The organism is Streptomyces sp. NRRL S-646 (assembly GCF_000720765.1).
GTDB lineage: Bacteria > Actinomycetota > Actinomycetes > Streptomycetales > Streptomycetaceae > Streptomyces.
Genome location: NZ_JODC01000010.1, coordinates 169389 through 188574, shown reverse-complemented (window position 1 = coordinate 188574; position 19186 = coordinate 169389). Strand labels below are relative to the sequence as shown.

At 67.8% G+C, this 19186-nt stretch carries 12 protein-coding genes; 3 read left to right on the top strand and 9 right to left on the bottom strand.

From position 1 onward, the window contains the following. Positions 1 to 94: 94 nt before the first annotated feature. The 4 genes from IH68_RS0126735 to ngcE form a co-directional block, all read right to left on the bottom strand. On the bottom strand, positions 95 to 1294 hold the full coding sequence (locus tag IH68_RS0126735) for an ROK family transcriptional regulator (protein WP_030939794.1): 1200 nt from the start codon (positions 1292 to 1294) through the stop codon (positions 95 to 97). A gap of 205 nt (positions 1295 to 1499) precedes the next feature. Then, positions 1500 to 2423, bottom strand: coding sequence for a carbohydrate ABC transporter permease (locus IH68_RS0126730; protein WP_030939792.1), 924 nt, complete (start codon positions 2421 to 2423; stop codon positions 1500 to 1502). A gap of 2 nt (positions 2424 to 2425) precedes the next feature. After that, positions 2426 to 3352, bottom strand: a complete 927-nt coding sequence (locus IH68_RS0126725) for a carbohydrate ABC transporter permease (protein ID WP_030939790.1) — start codon at positions 3350 to 3352, stop codon at positions 2426 to 2428. 235 nt (positions 3353 to 3587) lie between these two features. Then, positions 3588 to 5042, bottom strand: a complete 1455-nt coding sequence (ngcE, locus tag IH68_RS0126720; RefSeq protein ID WP_030939788.1) for an N-acetylglucosamine/diacetylchitobiose ABC transporter substrate-binding protein — start codon at positions 5040 to 5042, stop codon at positions 3588 to 3590. A gap of 437 nt (positions 5043 to 5479) precedes the next feature. Between ngcE and IH68_RS0126715 the strand changes: the two genes are divergently transcribed. After that, entirely contained in the window at positions 5480 to 9223 is a 3744-nt protein-coding gene (locus IH68_RS0126715) for a GH92 family glycosyl hydrolase (protein ID WP_030939785.1), read from the top strand. Positions 9224 to 9437: 214 nt separating this feature from the next. Here the strand turns inward: IH68_RS0126715 and IH68_RS0126710 are convergent, their stop codons facing one another. After that, entirely contained in the window at positions 9438 to 10511 is a 1074-nt protein-coding gene (locus IH68_RS0126710) for a lytic polysaccharide monooxygenase auxiliary activity family 9 protein (protein WP_030939783.1), read from the bottom strand. A 324-nt stretch (positions 10512 to 10835) separates the two neighbouring features. Here IH68_RS0126710 and IH68_RS0126705 point away from each other — a divergent pair, with 324 nt between their 5' ends. After that, a complete protein-coding gene (locus IH68_RS0126705) occupies positions 10836 to 11450 on the top strand; it encodes a Uma2 family endonuclease (protein WP_030939781.1) in 615 nt (204 codons plus the stop codon). Between the two features lie 10 nt (positions 11451 to 11460). Here IH68_RS0126705 and IH68_RS0126700 read toward each other — a convergent pair whose 3' ends face one another. The 4 genes from IH68_RS0126700 to acnA form a co-directional block, all read right to left on the bottom strand. Next, positions 11461 to 12060, bottom strand: coding sequence for an HD domain-containing protein (locus tag IH68_RS0126700; RefSeq protein WP_030939779.1), 600 nt, complete (start codon positions 12058 to 12060; stop codon positions 11461 to 11463). A gap of 75 nt (positions 12061 to 12135) precedes the next feature. Beyond that, on the bottom strand, positions 12136 to 13623 hold the full coding sequence (locus IH68_RS0126695; protein WP_030939778.1) for a sensor histidine kinase: 1488 nt from the start codon (positions 13621 to 13623) through the stop codon (positions 12136 to 12138). Continuing rightward, the gene (locus tag IH68_RS0126690) at positions 13620 to 14345 is read right to left on the bottom strand and encodes a response regulator transcription factor (RefSeq protein ID WP_030939773.1); all 726 of its coding nucleotides are present in this window, start codon (positions 14343 to 14345) and stop codon (positions 13620 to 13622) included. The genes IH68_RS0126695 and IH68_RS0126690 overlap by 4 nt, the downstream gene beginning before the upstream one ends. Before the next feature lie 145 nt (positions 14346 to 14490). Further along, a complete protein-coding gene (gene acnA / locus IH68_RS0126685; RefSeq protein ID WP_030939771.1) occupies positions 14491 to 17208 on the bottom strand; it encodes an aconitate hydratase AcnA in 2718 nt (905 codons plus the stop codon). Between the two features lie 447 nt (positions 17209 to 17655). Between acnA and IH68_RS0126680 the strand changes: the two genes are divergently transcribed. After that, positions 17656 to 19185: a helix-turn-helix domain-containing protein gene (locus IH68_RS0126680; RefSeq protein WP_030939768.1), complete on the top strand. Its 1530-nt coding sequence runs from the start codon at positions 17656 to 17658 to the stop codon at positions 19183 to 19185. Position 19186: the final 1 nt, after the last annotated feature.

The window sequence follows — 19186 nt, the reverse complement described above, 5'->3', positions numbered from 1 at the left end:
ACGCTGCGGCCGAGGTGGCTGGAAGTCAACTCGGCCACACGTGCGACGTCAAGAAGTAAATACTTAACGAGATGGCAACGGCGTCATGCGTTCTCTAAGTGAAGGCAGGTGTCGCGGTGGACAAGGTGCCGTCCAAAAGGGTCGAATCGCCCATCTCGCTGAGTGCGAGAGCGAGCGCTCCGAGCACCTCCGCACGACCCCCAAGTGCCCCCGGGAGAACGGACAGTTGGCGCGCCGCACTGGGGATCGCATAGCGGCCGACAGACTCTCTGATCGGACCGAGCAGCAGCTCACCGGCCTCGGCGAGATCACCGCCGAGGACGACCCGGCTCGGGTTCAGCAAATTGCAGAGATTGGCGACTCCACTGCCGATGTGGCGGCCGACGTCGGCGATCACCCGACGGCAGCCCGGGTCTCCGTCCCTGGCCAGCCGCACGACACCTTCCATCGTCAGGTCGGTGCCGTGGCTCGGCTGGAGCAACGGAAGTACATAGCGCGCTGCCGCAAAGGTTTCCAGGCATCCCCGGTTTCCGCAGCGGCAGACGGGGCCGGATTCATCGAGTGTAATATGTCCGATTTCTCCTGCAGTGCCGCCGGGTCCCCGGTAGATCTTCCCGTCGATCACCAGACCCGCTCCGACACCGCTCGCGACCTTGATGTACGCCAGGTCCCTGACCCCCCGGCCACTGCCCCAGACCAGCTCGCCGAGGGCGCCGAGGTTCGCGTCGTTGTCCACGTGCACAGGCACGCCGAGCCGCCCCCGCAGCTCCTCGGCGGGCTTGGTACCGGCCCAGCCGGGAAGGATCGCGGACGAGCCGAGGGTGCCGGACTCGACGTCGATCGGACCGGGCACGCCGAGGCCCACGCCCGCGACTTTGGACCGGTCGACACCGGTTGCTGCAATCAGGCGATTGACCAGCTCTTCCGCCCGGTCGAAGCCCTGCGCCGAGGAGGCGTCCACGTCCAGCGGCTCGGACTCCTCGGCCAGCACCTGGTGGGCCAGGTTCCCGACCGCGACGCGCAAATGCGTGTGCCCGAAGTCCACGCCGATGACGATCCCGGCGTCACCGCTCAGGGAGACGCTGCGGGCTCTTCGGCCGCCCGCCGATGTGGGCGTGACCTCGACCGTTCCGCCGTCCTTGAGCTCGCGGACGATGTTGGAGACCGTTGCCGCGGACAGCCCTGTGGTCCTCGCGATCTCCGCCTGCGTGAGTGACCCGGCCAGCCGGACGGCCCGTACGACCCGCTCCAGGTTGGCTCGGTGCAGTGACGACTGCGACCCCGGAGTCTCCACGACGACCTCCTGCGCGCGGGACCGCTTCAATGAGGCCCCGTCTATGTCCAACTAGTGAACTCTAAGCTGAGCCGTTCGGGTCGCCTCCCGTCAAGAGGTTGAACTGTTTCCGGGGGCTTGAACACACCCGGACGCAATGCAGACAGACGTGTGCGCGCCGTCCCCCGGGATCCGGGGTACGGCGCGCACGCCGGGCGTCGGAGCGCTACTTCAGCGCGCCCGCCGTCAGCCCCTGCACCACCTGCCGCTGGAAGATGATGTACGCCGCCAGCACCGGCAGCATCGCCATCACCAGGCCGGCGAAGAGCCCGGACCAGTCGCCCTTGTACCCCTGGCTGGCCGCCAGCTGCACCAGACCCTGGGTGAGCACGCGCTTGTCCGGGTCGGTGTTGAGCACGGTCGGCAGCATGTACTGGTTCCACTGCCCGAGGAAGTTGAAGATCCCCACACTGATCAGGCCGGGCTTGGCCATCGGCAGCATGATCTGGAAGAACGTCCGGCTGTGCGAGGCCCCGTCGACGAAGGCCGCCTCCGCGACCGAGGTCGGCAGGGTGCGGAAGAACGCGGTCAGGAAGAAGACCGTGAACGGCAGCGAGTAGGCGATGTAGACCAGGATCAAACCGTGGATGGTGTTCAGGAGACCCATGTTGTTCACGACGTAGAACAACGGGACCAGCGCCAGCATGATCGGGAAGCTCATGCCACCGATGAAGAGGAAGTAGATGAAGCGGTTGCCCGGGAAGTCGAACCGGGCGAGCACGTACGCCGCCATCGAGCCCAGCACCAGGGTGCCGATGAGCGAACCGCCCACCACCAGAATGGTGTTGAGGAAGTAGTCGCTCATGTTGGCGTCGGTCCAGGCCCGCGCCCAGTTGTCGAAGTGCAGCTTGTCCGGCAGCGCCCAGGGCGAGCTGAAGATGGAGCTGTCGTCCTTGAAGGACGTCATCACCGCCCACAGCAGCGGCATGACGACCATGAACGCCCACAGGACGAGCATCCCGTGGGAGAAGACGTTGAGGACGTTGCCCTCCTTCTTCTCCTTGGCGGGCGCGGCGGACGGCACGTCGACCTTGGAGACGGAGGCACCGGAGCCGGCCGGTACGGAGGCGGGGGTATCGGTCGTCTTCATGATCAGTACTCCAGCCGCTCGCGCCGGCCCAGCCGCATCACGATCGCCGCGAAGGCCAGCGTGACGATGAGCAGGGCGACGCCGATGGTGGTCGCGTAGGCGGCCTGTCCGTCACGGAACGCCTTCTGGTACACGTACAGGACCATGACGGTGGTCGAGTAGTCGGGACCGCCGGGCCCGGTCGTCATGATCTGTACGACCGCGAACGACTCGGCGCCCAGGGCGAGGATGCCCATGTAGACCCAGCCGGACTGCACGGTGTCCCACAGCAGCGGCAGGGTGATCCGGAAGAAGGTGCTGACGCGGTTCGCCCCGTCCAGCAGCGCGGCCTCGTACAGGTCCGCCGGGATGGAGGCCATACCGGCGGAGAAGAGGACCACGAAGAAGCCGACCGAGGACCAGACCAGCACGGCCATCACGCACCACAGGGCCAGGCTCGGGTCGCCCAGCCAGAGCGGCTGGACGCTGTCGAGCCCGATCCCGCGCAGCAGGGAGTTGATCGCGCCGCTGTCCGGGTTGTACGCGAAGGCGAACAGCAGGGCGACGATCGCGATCGAGAGCACCTGCGGGAAGAAATAGACGATTTTGTAGAAGGACGAACCGCGGACCCCGGAAATCACCGGGCCGCCCCGCCTTCTCCGTCCGCCCACATTGATCATGAAGGCGAAGAACAACGCCAGACTGATCGTCACCACCGGCAGCACCAACGCGAACAGCAGGCTGTGCTGCAACGACTTCCAGAAGATCTCGTCGTCGAGCATCCTTTTGTAGTTGTCGAAGCCAACCATCTTGAATTCGGGGCTCAGGCCGGTCCAGTCCGTGAACGAGTAGTAGATGGACTGGATGAACGGCCAGACGACGAACAGCGCATACAGCCCCAGGGGCAGCGCCAGAAACCCCACGATGAACCGGTACTTGCCGTGCTGCATTACTACCTACCCCGATCTCTGGGCGGGTGCTGCCTGTGCTGCCGCCAGGGCCTGCCCTGGCGGATAATGCCGACCCGAGCGGGGTCTGGCACGCACATCTGCGGCCTTGTCGTCACTCTCCCCCACTCTCGACTTCGATCGAGCGGTTGACCCCCGTGAACCCGCTCGGGGCGGCCAAGCAGCACCGCACCTTACAGCCGGCCTGATCCGCCGGACAGACCCTGGTGACGGACCCTCACTGGTGCTTGTAGTGCTTGATCGACGAGTCCTTGGCGGCCGCGTCGGCGAAGCCCTGGATCTTCTTGATGGCTTCGGCCGGGGTGAGACGGCCGGCCATCATCTCGCCGAGGCCCGCCACACCGATCTGCTCCTTCTGCAACTGGACATACCAGTCCTGGAGGCGCGGATTCAGCACGTTGTCCCCGGCCAGCTTCAGCGCCGCGACTCCGGACTTGAGACCCGGGGTCAAAGAGATCCCGCTGGTGCCGCCATTGAACGCGGTCAGCGACTTGACCTTGGTGGTGAAGTTCTTCGAGGAGGCCTCGCTGAGCATGATGCGCAGCTGCTCCATGCCCCCCTCGGGGTTCTTCGCCTTGGCCGGGACGATGAAGGGCTCGCCGCCGGAGGCCCAGATGGTGCCGAAGGGCATCTTGTCGGAGCTGTCGATGCCGGTGGGCGCGGAGACCGCCAGGTTGAAGTCGGCGGGGATGACGTTCGCCGACTCGTTCTCCACCCAGGAGCCGTTCGGGATGAACAGCGCCTTGCCCTTGGCCCACGCGGTCTGCGACTGGATGTGGTCGAGGCCGGGGGTGCCCTTGAGGATGTAGCCCTTCTTGTAGAGCTCGTAGTAGGCGTCGAAACACGCCTTGACGGCCGGGTGCTTCCAGGCGTTCGGCTCGAGGTTGTCGATGGCGTCGAGGACCTCCCGGCCGCCGACCTTGCCGATCATCGGGTAGAGCGAGAAGGGGAGGTAGTACGGGTACTTGCCCGCGTACGTCCAACCCGCCATGCCCTTCTTCTTGGCCTTCTCGCACACGGCGAGCATCTCGTCCCAGGTCTTCGGGTACTGGGCGTCTAGCGAGTCCAGCGCCTTCTGCGAGTACCAGACGCCGTACACCGTGTAGGCGTAGTACATGATCCAGACCGGGTTGCCGTCGAACTGGCCCATCTCCACGATGCCGGGGCGCAGCGTGTCGCGGACCTTCTTGTTCGGGTCGTCGTAGGACGGGGCGTCGAGGAGCGGCGTGAGGTCGGCGAGCTGGTTCTTGCCGACCAGGACGCCCATGTCCATCTGCTCGGCGCCGGAGTTGTCGATGAGGTCCGGCGGGGTGCCCTGGTTGAAGCGGGGCTGGAGCGTGGACTGGATCTTCTGGGTGGCGGAGAACTTCACCTTCGCCTTGGGGAAGTTCTTCTCGTAGATCTTCACGGCGTCCTGGGCGTACTCCTTGCCGAAGCCGCCGTCGAACAGGACGAACTCCATGCCCGCGGTGTCGTTCACGCCCAGCGGGTTCTTGGCGGTCTTCTTGCCCGCCTTGGCCTTGCCCCCGTTGTCGTCGCCGCCACTGCTCGCGCAGGCCGACAGGAAGCTCATGGTGGGTACGGAGATCAGTCCGAGCGCAGCGGACCGCTTGATCAGGTCGCGGCGGCCGACACCCGCGTTGCCGGTGTTCTCGGCGGAAGTGGATCCCATGCTCAAGTCCTCGCCTTCTCCAGGACTCAGGCGGTGAACCGGATCCTCCCCGGCACCGCGGTCAGGTCAGCAGGGTCGTGCAGGAAGTGCGGATGGTGCAGAACGGATCGGGTGAATCGCCGACAGGTATAGTCCACTTCCCGCCAACGGAGCAAGATCGAATGCAAGGTTGGCCAATGGTCTTATCCGAGTTGAGACCTCCAGGAAATATGAGCCGCCTGTGGCCACCTTGCCGGAAAAATCCGCGACATACGCCCCGAATGCCACAGTCAACACCCTTGACATCACTGCTCACTTGACCCACTACTGGTCTCTGCGCGTCGCAGTTGACAACGTTGTCCACAGCGCAGGGAGGGTGGTGTCGGCGTATGCGGCACAGAGCTCGGGACAGATGGCACAGATGGAGTCCGGCGGTCGTGATCACGGCCGCCTTTGTCATGGCGGTGGGCTCGCAGGGGGCGGCGGTCGCCCTGCCCGACGCGCCGTCCAAGGCCGACCGGGAGTTCGCCTCCTCCTTCGAGGCGGGCGATCCGGCACCCGACTGGCTCAACACCGTCGACACCGCGGCGGACGGCAGCAAGCGGGCCTCCGGCGTCGACGGTGGCTACAGCACCGGCATCCCGGGCAACGTGACCGACCATGTCACGGACGTGCGCGCCAGTGCCGAGAACACGGACGGCGGCGAGGTGAAGGAGAACCTCGTCGACGGCGAGTCCGGCACCAAGTGGCTGACCTTCGATCCCACCGGCTGGGTGGAGTTCGACCCGGACAAGCCGATCAAGCTGGTGACGTACGCGCTCACCTCGGCCAACGACTTCGCCGAGCGCGACCCGAGGGACTGGACCCTGCAGGGCTCCACGGACGGCAAGGACTGGAAGACCGTCGACACCCGCTCCGGCGAGTCCTTCTCCGAGCGCTTCCAGACGAGGTCGTACGATCTCGCCGAGCCGGCCGAGTACCAGCACTTCCGGCTCGACATCACGAAGAACAACGGCGCGGACGACATCCTGCAACTGGCCGACGTGCAGTTCTCCACGGGCGGCAGCGGCGGTCCGGTCCCACAGGACATGCTCTCGCTGGTCGACCGCGGCCCGAGCGGATCGCCCACCGCGAAGGCGGGCGCCGGGTTCACCGGAAAGAGGGCCCTGCGTTACGCCGGCCGGCACACCGCCGACGGGCGGGCGTACTCGTACAACAAGGTCTTCGACGTGAACGTGGCCGTCGGCCGGGACACCCGGCTCTCGTACCGGATCTTCCCGTCGATGGCGGACAGGGACCGCGACTACGACGCCACGAACGTGTCGGTGGACCTCGCCTTCACGGACGGCTCCTACCTGAGCGATCTGGGCGCCACGGACCAGCACGGGTTCACTCTGTCGCCGCAGGGCCAGGGCGCCTCGAAGGCCCTCTACGTCAACCAGTGGAACAACGTGGCCGCGCGGATCGGGTCGGTCGCGGCCGGAAAGACGGTCGACCGGATCCTGGTGGCGTACGACTCCCCCAAGGGCCCGGCGAAGTTCCGCGGCTGGCTCGACGACATCGCGATCAAGCCGGTCGCGCCCGAGCCGCCGAAGGCCCACCTGTCCGACTACGCGCTGACCACCCGTGGAACCAACTCCAGCGGAGGGTTCTCCCGCGGCAACAACTTCCCCGCGACCGCCCTGCCGCACGGCTTCAACTTCTGGACGCCGGTGACCAACGCGTCCTCGCTGAGCTGGCTGTACGACTATGCACGCGCGAACAACGCCGACAACCTGCCGACGATCCAGGCGTTCAGTGCCAGCCACGAGCCGAGCCCGTGGATGGGTGACCGGCAGACCTTCCAGGTGATGCCGTCGGTCGCCCCCGGCACCCCTGACACCGGCCGTCAGGCCCGTGAGCTGGCCTTCCGGCACGAGAACGAGACCGCGCGGCCGTACTACTACGGGGTGCGGTTCGAGAACGGCCTTAAGGCCGAGATGGCCCCGACCGACCATGCGGCGGCGCTCCGGTTCACCTACCCCGGCGACGACGCGAGCGTGATCTTCGACAACGTGACGGAGCAGGCGGGGCTCACGCTCGACAAGGACAACGGGATCGTCACCGGCTACTCGGACGTGAAGTCCGGGCTGTCGACGGGCGCGACCCGGCTGTTCGTGTACGGCGTGTTCGACAAGAAGGTGACGGACGGCTCTTCGAGCGGGGTCAAGGGCTATCTGCGCCTCGACGCCGGCGACGACCACACGGTCACCCTCCGCCTCGCCACCTCGCTCATCAGCGTCGACCAGGCCAAGGACAACCTCCGCCAGGAGATCCCGGACGGCACGTCCTTCGACACGGTGAAGGACCGCGCCCGGCGGACGTGGGACCGGCTGCTCGGCAAGGTCGAGGTCGAGGGTGCGACGCAGGACCAGCTGACCACGCTGTACTCGTCCATGTACCGGCTGTACCTGTACCCCAACTCCGGCTTCGAGAAGGTCGGTTCGACGTACCAGTACGCCTCCCCGTTCTCGCCGATGCCCAGCCAGGACACACCGACGCACACCGGCGCGAAGATCGTGGACGGCAAGGTGTACGTCAACAACGGCTTCTGGGACACCTATCGGACCACCTGGCCCGCGTACTCCTTCCTGACGCCCTCTCAGGCGGGCGAGATGGTCGACGGGTTCGTGCAGCAGTACAAGGACGGCGGCTGGACCTCACGCTGGTCCTCCCCCGGCTACGCGGACCTGATGACGGGCACCTCCTCGGACGTGGCGTTCGCGGACGCGTACGTCAAAGGCGTGAACTTCGACGCGAAGGCGGCGTACGACGCGGCCCTGAAGAACGCGACGGTCGTGCCCCCGGAGTCGGGCGTGGGCCGCAAGGGGATGGGCACCTCCCCCTTCCTCGGCTACACGAGCACCGACACGCACGAGGGCCTGTCGTGGGCGATGGAGGGCTACGTCAACGACTACGGCATCGCGCGGATGGGCCAGGCCCTCTACAGGAAGACGGGCGAGAAGCACTACAAGGAGGAGTCGGAGTACTTCCTCAACCGCGCCCAGGACTATGTGGATCTGTTTGATTCCAAGGCCGGTTTCTTCCAGGGGAAGGACGCCAAGGGCGACTGGCGGGTGGACTCGTCCAAGTACGACCCCCGCGTGTGGGGCTACGACTACACGGAGACCAACGGCTGGGGCTACGCCTTCACCGCCCCGCAGGACAGCCGGGGCCTCGCCAACCTCTACGGCGGCCGCAGCGGCCTCGCGGACAAGCTCGACGAGTACTTCGCCACCCCCGAGACGGCGTCCCCGGACTTCGTCGGCTCGTACGGCGGTGTCATCCACGAGATGACGGAGGCGAGGGACGTCCGGCTGGGCATGTACGGGCACTCCAACCAGGTCGCGCACCACGTGATCTACATGTACGACGCGGCCGGGCAGCCCTACAAGGCGCAGAAGAACGTCCGCGAGGTGCTCTCGCGGCTCTACACCGGCAGCGAGATCGGGCAGGGCTACCACGGCGACGAGGACAACGGCGAGCAGTCGGCCTGGTACCTCTTCTCCGCGCTCGGCTTCTACCCGCTGGTGATGGGCAGCGGCGAGTACGCCGTCGGATCCCCGCTGTTCAAGAAGGCGACAGTGCATCTGGAGAACGGCGAGGACCTGGTCGTCAAGGCACCGAGGAACAGCACGAGGAACGTGTACGTGCAGGGACTGCGGGTCAACGGCCGTACGTGGACGTCGACTTCGCTTCCGCACTCGTTGCTCTCGCGGGGCGGGGTCCTGGAGTTCGAGATGAGCTCGAAGCCCTCCTCCTGGGGCACCGGCAGGAACGCGGCGCCCGTGTCGATCACCCAGGACGACAAGGTGCCGACGCCGCGGGCGGACGTGCTGAAGGGTGCCGGGCCGCTGTTCGACAACACTTCGGCGACACACGCGACGGTCACCTCCGTGGACCTGCCGGTCTCCGGGCCGGTCAAGGGCCTTCAGTACACGGTGACTTCGTCGTCGGACCACACGAAGGCGCCGACCGGCTGGACGCTCCAGGGCTCCGACGACGGCACCACCTGGCAGACCCTCGACAAGCGGTCCGGCGAGTCCTTCCCATGGGACCGGCAGACACGCGCGTTCACCGTGGCATCCCCGGGAACGTACGGGAAGTACCGGCTGGTCCTGGACGGCGAGGCGGTGGTGTCGGAGGTCGAACTGCTCGCCTGAGCAGCCGCGTTGGGGGGCCCGTCCGCGTCAACTGGTTTGACAGCGTTGTCGGTTGAGGCGGTAGGGTTTGATGCAGGCCACGCGACAACGTTGTCGTCGCCACTTCGGTGTCGCCCCAAGCCAGCACCCCCCGGGCAGGTACTCCCCCGGCCTGCACCGGCTCGCGGACCCGGTGGAACGACCCACCACCACCGGGTCCGCCCTGAGCGGCGGTTCAGCCCACCCGGCAGGGCAGGCTCGTCGCCGGGTCACCGCCGGCGCCCGCGACGACGTATCCGAAGGTCGTGCTCTTCCCCGGATCCAGCGAGCCGTTCCAGTCGGCGTTGTGGACCATCACGCCCTGGCCGTTGTAGGTCGCGTTGCCGTTCCACAGGCTGTCGACCTTCTGGCCGCTCGGCAGCGTCCAGTCGACCATCCAGCCCAGCATCGGGACGTCGCCGGTGTTGGTGACGGTCACCTCGGACTCGTAGCCGCCGCTCCAGCTGTTGGTGGTCCTGCGGACGGCCTCGCACTTGCCCGGCACGGGGTCGGTCGGGTTGCCGGGGTCGTGGATGCCCGTGACTTCGCCGTTGCCGCCGTCGAAGACGACGTCGGAGCAGGAGTAGAAGGTCTCCGCGCTGTCCGAGCGCTGCCAGACCATGTAGATGATGTGGCGGCCCGACTTGTTGGCGGGCAGCTGCCCCGTCCAGGAGTAGTTGGCCTCGACCGTGCCCGGGGTGCCGTTGAGGGGCGGGTGGTCGACGCTGAGGAAGGGCTTGTCCTCGATGGCGTCCCAGGAGAGCGGCTTGGTCGGGTCGAAGCCGTCCTTGGTGATGTAGACGTGGAACCAACCCGGGTGCGCCGCCCAGGCGTTGTACGAGAAGTCGACGGTCGCGCCGGAGGTCAGATGGGTGAGCGGCCAGTCGTTGCGCGGGAGGTTGAAGCCCGTGAAGTTGGGATTGCCGCCGCTGCACAGCTGCCCGTCCGGGACGAAGCCGCGGGTGCGGCCGGCGCCGTCGGAGCGCAGCACGGAGAACCAGTTGTAGAACGGCGTGGTGCCGCTGACCTGTTGGGCCGCCTTGCAGGCCGGGTTGATCGGCTTGATCTGACCGGTGCCGGTGAGGCCGTCCTGCCAGCAGAGGAAGGTACGGCTGCCGGGTTTCATGGGAGTGCCGTGGGCTTCCGCCTCGCCGCCCGCCGTGACGACGAGGGCGAAGGCGGGGATGGCGGCGAGGAGCGAGACGAGGACGAAGAAGAGAGCCCTGGTGGTTAATCGGCGCGCCGGTCGGCGCACTTTTGTCAGGATCATGACATCTGAGCCCTTCAGGTACGGCCGGGTGGATGCGGGTGTGCAGGTATGGGCGGGGCGGGGGCGACCCGAGGGCGTCGGGTTCCGGTCCGTCGCCGTATGGGAGCGCTCCCACCCCGCGTGTGGGGAAAATAGCGCTGGTTGGGTCAGTTGTAAACGGGGGGCGCGGGGGCCGTATGGCGTGACGGGGGGCTCGACGCGCGTCAACCGTGTGCCGTGGCTCCCCCAGGGCCTTAAGGGCCTGGGAGGTACCCCCATCCGCTTCGGGTGGCGGTACCTTCGTACGTACGATCATGCCGCGTATCGGCGTCCACACTGGCGTCCATGGGAGCAGTGATGACCACACCCCAGCAGGGACGGGCCACCGAGGAGACCTGGATGTTCCCGCCGGCCGACGGCTGGACCTTCGACCAGGTCAAGGACTTGGAGCTGCCCTTCGACTGGGAACTCGTGGACGGACGGATCGTGGTTCGAGGACAGACCAAGTTCTGGCACAACCGTGTACGGGACAAGATCGCGGCCGCCCTGGAGGCGGCACGTACCCAGCCCTACGAGGTCGTGGCCGAGCAATGCGTCATGGTCGATGACCAGAACACGCCCAAGCCCGACGTGATCGTCTTCGATCCACGGAAGCTGGACTTCTTCGAGCTTGAGTGTGTCCCCGTGGGGAAGGTGTCGCTCGTCGTGGAAGTGGTCTCCCCCGGCTCCCGCCAGGACGACCGCGTACGCAAGCCCGCGCTCTTCTCCGCGAGCAAGGTCCCCTACTACTGGCGCGTGGAACTGGACCGGGACCAGAAGCTGGCGGTGCACGAGTACTGGCTCAACGCGGACACGCTCTCGTACTTTCCCGCGCCGTCGCATCCGGTGCACCACGACAAGCTGGTCACCGAGTTGCCGTTCCCCGTCGAGATCGACCTCGCCGCACTCCTCGGCTTCTGATCCCGCCGGCTCAGCGCACTCGCTCCACCGGATACGCCGCCTGGAAGGCCAATCGCGCGTCGGCGTCCTGGCCGATGGCCGTGAGCAGGTCGTCAAAGGACAGGAACTCTTCCCAGACCGTCCGTCCGCTCGCTTCCGCGAGACGCGCGACGACCAGGTCCTCCAGCTCCTGGACCCGCTTGCCCTTCCAGATCTTGTCGGCGACGCTCACCAGCAGCTCTTCGAGGTCGACGTCCGGCCGGGTCCAGGTGGCGTGCGTCGCCGCGAACCGGGCCAGCTCCGGGGCTGTGCCATGGGCCAGCAACAACTCGCGCCCGGCGGCCTCGTGAGAGGAACCGGGGCCCGACAGCTCGGCGGGGTGGGCCGTCTTCCCGATGTCGTGCGTGGCCGCCCCGAACAGTGTCGCATCGCGGTCCAGTCGGATCGACGGATGCTCCCGTGCCATCCAGTCCAGGAGTTGATGCGTCACGTCGTGGACGGCTCTGAGATGGGCCGCCAGGCGGGGCGGCGCGTCCAAGTCGCGCAGGAGCTGGGTCACTTGGTCGGGCAGAGGGCGCAGGGGCGGGTCGCCGCGGTCGTGGAGTGCGCGTCCCAGTAACCCGCTGCTCATCTTCCGCACCTCATTCCGGCATCAACACGCCGCTGACAGTGTTCCATGTCGCCGGTGAAGTGCGTGATCGAGTTGTCACCTGGAGGCAACAGCTCTTGTCCGTTCCGCGCACGCGACGCCCGCCGGCGGTAGCTCGATGGTGAACTCGGTGCGCCCCGGGGCGCTCTGCACCTCGCTGCGGCCCCCGTGCGCCGAGACGATGGACTCCACAATCGCCAGCCCCAGCCCCGACCCGCCGTCCGCCCCCGGCGTCCGGGTACGGGACATGTCCGCACGGGTGAACCGCTCGAAAACCCTCGGCAGCAATTCGGCCGGAATACCGGGCCCGTCGTCCCGCACCCGGACGACACACCGTTCCGGCGTCGCTTCAACCTCCGCGACCACCGTCGTGCCCGCGGGCGTGTGCACACGGGCGTTGGCCAGCAGGTTGGCCAGCACCTGGTGGAGACGGGCCTCGTCGCCGGTGACCAGGGCCGGGGCCTCGTCGAGGGAGAGGGCGAGTTGCCAGTCGTGGCCGCTGCCTGCCGCTCGGGCGTCCCAGAGGGCCTCGGCGACCACGGCCGCGAGGTCGACCTCGGCGGACTGGAGGGGCCGGCCCTCGTCAAGGCGAGCAAGCAGCAGCAGGTCCTCCACCAGCCCTGTCATACGGGCCGACTCCGCCGAGACGCGGCGCCAGGCCAGCACCGGCTCGATGCGGTCCGTGCCGCGGTTCATCAGTTCCGCGTAGCCCGCGATGGACGCGAGGGGGGTCCGCAGTTCGTGGCTCGCGTCGGACAGGAAGCGCCGCATGCGTTCCTCGCTGCGCCGACGTTCGGCGAGGGAGGACTCGACGTGGTCGATCATCCGGTTGAGGGCGGCGCCGACCTGGCCGACCTCGCTGGCGGGGTCGGTGTCCCGGGTGGGGACGCGGGTGAGGCCGGTGACCTCGCCGCGGCCGAGCGGGGAGCGGGAGACCTCCACCGCGGTGGCGGCGACCCGGCCGAGGGGGCGCAGCTGGCGTCGTATGACCACCGCGCAGACGATGCCCGCGAGGGACAGGCCGGCGGCCGCGACGACCGCCTCCGCCTCGAGCAGTCCGTCGATCATGTTCTGTACGTCGTCCATGGGGAGTCCGGCGAGGACGCGGATCCCGTCCGAGTCGAGCCCGGCGATCCGGTAGGTGCCGAGGCCGGGGACGGCGACGGTGTGCTTGGAGCCGCCCGGCGCGATGCCCTTCAGGGCGGTGCGCTGGGCGGTGGTCAGGTTCTGCGGCGGGGCGTCCTGGCTGACGATCGCCGCCGAGATGACCCTGCCGTGGTCGTCGAGGCGGGCGGCGAGCATGCCGACGGGCTGGCCGTTCTCGGTGAGGAAGGAGAGGTTCGCCTCGTCGCCCGGGTGCAGAGCGGCCCCGCCCAGGCTGCGCTCGGCGGCGTTGGTGACGCGGCCGTCCAACTCGCCCATGAGGGAGGACCGTTGGACCACGGCGGTGGTGAACGTCATCGCCGCGCACACGACGACGAGGGTGGCGCCGACGAAGAGCAGCAGGCGGGCGCGCAGGGAGCGGGCGACCGGGCGGGCGGTCATCTGCCGTACTCCGTGGGCCTGATGGTGTACCCCGTCCCCCGCACGGTGTGGATCATCGACGCCCGGCCCTTGTCGATCTTGCGGCGCAGGCTCGAGATGTGGACCTCGACGAGGTTGCCGCCGCCGTCGAAGGAGCTGTTCCACACGTGGTCGAGGATCCGGTCCTTGCCGAGCACCTGGCGCGGGTGGTCGAGGAGGAGGCTGAGCAGGTCGAACTCCCTGGCCGTGAGCCTGATCGGCCGGCCTGCGCGGTGCACCTCACGGGTCTGTCCGCTCAGCACCAGGTCGCCGAGGACGCGTACGGAGTCGTCGGCCCGGGTGCCCTCTGTGCCGGCCCGGCGCAGCAGGCCGCGCAGCCGGAGGACGACCTCCTCCGGGGAGAAGGGCTTGGTCACGTAGTCGTCGGCGCCGTTGTGGAGGCCGTCGATGCGGTGCTCCACGGCGTCGCGGGCGGTGAGCATGAGGACGGGGAGCTTCGGGTTCTCGTACCGGAGCCGGCGCAGGACCTGGATGCCGTCCAGGTCGGGCAGCATCCCGTCGAGCACGACGGCGTGCGGGGCGCAGCCGCGGGCGATCCGCAGGGCGCTGCGACCGTCGGCGGCCGGGTAGGGCCGCCGGCCCGCCTCGGTGACGGCGACGGACAGCACTTCGGTGAGCGCGGGTTCGTCGTCGACGATGAGGACACGGACCCGGCCGGTTCGGGACGCGGAGGTGCCTGACATGTCTCGATACTGTCCCGGTCCGCTGAGGGAACCCTGTGTTCCACCTGAGGGTGGGTGATGACCTGGGATCTCCCGGCATGGACGCGGCGAGGGCCGCACCCCCGGCGTACCGGGGATGCGGCCCTCAACTGCCCTGCTGCGCCGCTTACTTGCGGATCAGGCTGCGCAGCACGTACTGCATGATGCCGCCGTTGCGGTAGTAGTCGGCCTCACCGGGGGTGTCGATGCGGACGACCGCGTCGAACTCGACGCCGGTGTCGGTGGTGACCTTGACGGTGCGCGGCGTGGTGCCGTTGTTGAGCTCCTCGACGCCCGCGAAGGAGAAGGTCTCCTCGCCGGTCAGACCGAGGGACTCGGCGTTCGCACCCTCCGGGAACTGCAGCGGCAGGACGCCCATGCCGATGAGGTTCGAGCGGTGGATGCGCTCGTACGACTCGGCGATGACGGCCTTGACGCCGAGGAGCGCGGTGCCCTTGGCCGCCCAGTCGCGGGACGAGCCGGAGCCGTACTCCTTGCCGGCCAGGACGACCAGCGGGATGCCCTGCTCGATGTAGTTGCGCGAGGCGTCGTAGATGAACGACACCGGGGCGTCGGCCTGGGTGAAGTCGCGGGTGTAGCCGCCCTCGGTGCCCGGCGCGATCTGGTTGCGCAGGCGGATGTTGGCGAACGTACCGCGGATCATGACCTCGTGGTTGCCGCGGCGGGAGCCGTAGCTGTTGAAGTCGCGGCGCTCGACGCCGTGCTCCGTGAGGTACTTGCCGGCCGGGGTGTCGGCCTTGATCGCACCGGCCGGGGAGATGTGGTCGGTGGTGACCGAGTCGCCCAGCTTGGCGAGGACGCGGGCGCCCGTGATGTCGGAGACCGGGGTGGTCTCCATCGTCATGCCCTCGAAGTACGGGGGCTTGCGGACGTACGTCGACTCGGCGTCCCACTCGAAGGTGTTGCCGGTCGGGATCGGCAGCGCCTGCCACTGGGCGTCGCCCGCGAAGACGTCCTGGTAGGACTTGTTGAACATGTCCTCGCCGATGGCGTTGGCCACGACGTCGTTGACCTCGGCCTCGGAGGGCCAGATGTCCTTGAGGAAGACCGGGTTGCCGTCCTGGTCGATGCCCAGGGCGTCCTTGGTGATGTCCACCTTCATGGAGCCGGCGAGGGCGTATGCGACGACCAGCGGCGGGGAGGCCAGGTAGTTCATCTTGACGTCGGGGTTGATACGGCCCTCGAAGTTCCGGTTGCCGGAGAGGACCGAGGTGACCGCGAGGTCGTGGTCGTTGACGGCCTTGGAGACCTCCTCCGGCAGCGGGCCGGAGTTGCCGATGCAGGTGGTGCAGCCGTAACCGACGAGGTTGAAGCCGACCTTGTCCAGGTACGGGGTCAGACCCGCCTTGTCGAAGTAGTCGGTGACGACCTTCGAACCCGGGGCGAGGGTGGTCTTGACCCACGGCTTGCGGGTCAGGCCCTTCTCCACGGCCTTCTTCGCGACGAGCGCGGCGGCGACCATGACGTACGGGTTGGAGGTGTTGGTGCAGGAGGTGATGGCCGCGACCGTCACCGCGCCGTGGTCGATCTCGTACGTCGAGCCGTCGGGGGCGGTCACGGTGACCGGGTTGGACGGGGCGCCGTTGGGGTGGATGGCCGGGGCGTCGGAGGCCGGGAAGGACTCCTGGCCCGCCTCGTCCACGGTGTCGACGTAGTTGCGTACATCCTGCTTGAACTGCTCGGCGGCGTTCGCGAGGACGATGCGGTCCTGCGGGCGCTTCGGGCCGGCGATGGAGGGGACGACCGTGGAGAGGTCCAGCTCGAGCTTCTCGGAGAAGTCCGGCTCCGCCTTCGGGTCCAGCCAGAGGCCCTGCTCCTTGGCGTACGCCTCGACGAGCGCGAGCTGCTGCTCGGAGCGGCCGGTGAGCTTGAGGTACTTGATGGTCTCGTCGTCGATCGGGAAGATCGCGGCGGTCGAGCCGAACTCCGGCGACATGTTGCCGATGGTGGCGCGGTTCGCGAGGGAGGTGGCAGCGACGCCCTCGCCGTAGAACTCGACGAACTTGCCGACGACGCCGTGCTTGCGGAGCATCTCGGTGATGGTCAGCACGAGGTCGGTGGCGGTGGTGCCGGGCTTGAGTTCACCGGTCAGCTTGAAGCCGACGACGCGCGGGATGAGCATCGAGACCGGCTGGCCGAGCATGGCGGCCTCGGCCTCGATGCCGCCGACGCCCCAGCCCAGCACGCCGAGGCCGTTGACCATGGTGGTGTGCGAGTCGGTGCCGACGAGGGTGTCGGGGTACGCCTGGCCGTTACGGACCATGACGGTACGCGCGAGGTGCTCGATGTTGACCTGGTGGACGATGCCGGTGCCCGGCGGGACGACCTTGAAGTCGTCGAAGGCGGTCTGGCCCCAGCGCAGGAACTGGTAGCGCTCACGGTTGCGGCCGTACTCCAGCTCGACGTTCTGCGCGAACGCCTCGTGGGTGCCGAACTTGTCCGCGATGACGGAGTGGTCGATGACCAGCTCGGCCGGGGAGAGCGGGTTGACCTTCGCCGGGTCGCCGCCGAGCTCCTTGACGGCCTCACGCATGGTGGCGAGGTCGACGACACAGGGAACGCCGGTGAAGTCCTGCATGATCACGCGGGCGGGCGTGAACTGGATCTCCTGGCTGGGCTGCGCCTGGGAGTCCCAGCCGCCGAGGGCGCGGATGTGGTCGGCGGTGATGTTCGCGCCGTCCTCCGTGCGGAGCAGGTTCTCCAGCAGGACCTTGAGGCTGTACGGCAGTCGGGCCGAGCCCTCCACCTTGTCCAGCCGGAAGATCTCGTACGACTCGTCGCCCACCTGCAGCGTGCTGCGGGCGTCGAAGCTGTTCGCCGACACGACAGTCTCCTTCATTGATGTGCGCGTACTCACCACGATCCTGCCGCCACGGCATCTCGGCCGATCCGCTAAGGTAAGGCTAAGTTAGGTAGGCCTTACCGAGGATGGCGGCTGTGGTGCTCCTCGGCAGATATCTCGATGTCGAGATAACTCTAGTACATGGGGCCGGAATGGTCATGCCCGGCCTCGTCACAACCGCGCCCCGACGACTCCGCCCGCCCCGCTCGCACGACCGGGCCCGCTAGGCGATTATCTGGCGAAAAGGGATATTTGGCGCGAGCGCCCATCACTGCGTCAAGCCTGGGTACTCGACCCGCCACGGGGAAGCCCGTCCGGCCGAAGGGAGGCATTCGCCCACCGACCTCCCATGAGGCGACGTTGACGGTCCGTCACCCGAATGGACCCCCTTCACATGCCTCATCTCATATCTGAGATAACCTCAACCCCATGGCAGACGACTACCTCGTACGCATCGGCAAGCTCATCCGTGACGCCCGGCAACATCGGGGCTGGACACAGGCCCAGCTCGCGGAGGCGCTCGGCACCAGCCAGAGTGCCGTCAACCGCATCGAGCGCGGCAATCAGAACATCAGCCTTGAGATGATCGCCCGAATCGGTGAAGCCCTGGAGAGCGAGATCGTCTCGTTGGGCTATGCGGGGCCGATGCATCTGCGGGTGGTCGGCGGCCGTCGGCTGTCCGGCGCCATCGACGTCAAGACGAGCAAGAACGCGTGTGTCGCGCTGCTGTGCGCCTCCCTGCTCAACAAGGGCCGCACGGTGCTGCGCCGGGTGGCGCGGATCGAGGAGGTCTACCGGCTCCTCGAAGTGCTCAACTCCATCGGTGTGCGTACCCGCTGGATCAACGACGGTGTGGACCTGGAGATCGTGCCGCCCGCCGAGCTGGACATGGCGGCCATCGACGCCGACGCCGCCGTACGGACGCGGTCCATCATCATGTTCTTCGGTCCGCTGCTGCACCGCATGGACCACTTCAAGCTGCCGTACGCGGGCGGTTGCGACCTGGGCACGCGGACCATCGAACCGCACATGATCGCGCTGCGCCGGTTCGGTCTCGACATCACCGCCACCGAGGGGCAGTACCACGCCCTGGTGGACCGGACGGCGCGGCCCGACCGGCCGATCGTACTGACCGAGCGCGGGGACACCGTCACCGAGAACGCGCTGCTGGCCGCCGCCCGCCACGACGGTGTCAGCGTCATCCGCAACGCGTCCTCCAACTACATGGTCCAGGACCTGTGCTTCTTCCTGGAGGCGCTGGGCGTCAAGGTCGAGGGCATCGGTACGACGACCCTCACCGTGCACGGCGTGCCGCAGATCGACGTCGACGTCGACTACTTCCCCTCCGAGGACCCGGTCGAGGCGATGAGCCTGCTGGCGGCCGCGGTGGTGACGGAGTCGGAACTGACCGTGCGGCGCGTGCCGATCGAGTTCCTGGAGATCGAACTGGCGGTCCTGGAGGAGATGGGGCTCGACCACGACCGCACGCCCGAGTACTTCGCGGACAACGGCCGTACCCGGCTGGTGGACCTCACCGTGCGGCCCTCCAAGCTGGAGGCGCCGATCGACAAGATCCACCCGATGCCGTTCCCCGGCCTGAACATCGACAACGTCCCGTTCTTCGCCGCCATCGCCGCCGTGGCGCAGGGCAAGACCCTGATCCACGACTGGGTCTACGACAACCGCGCGATCTATCTGACGGACCTGAACCGCCTGGGCGGCCGCCTCCAACTCCTCGACCCGCACCGGGTACTGGTCGAGGGCCCGACCCGCTGGCGCGCCGCCGAGATGATGTGCCCGCCCGCACTGCGGCCCGCGGTGGTCGTCCTGCTGGCGATGATGGCGGCCGACGGCACGTCCGTGCTGCGCAACGTGTACGTCATCAACCGGGGTTACGAGGATCTGGCGGAGCGGCTGAACTCGGTGGGGGCGCAGATCGAGATCTTCCGGGACATCTGAG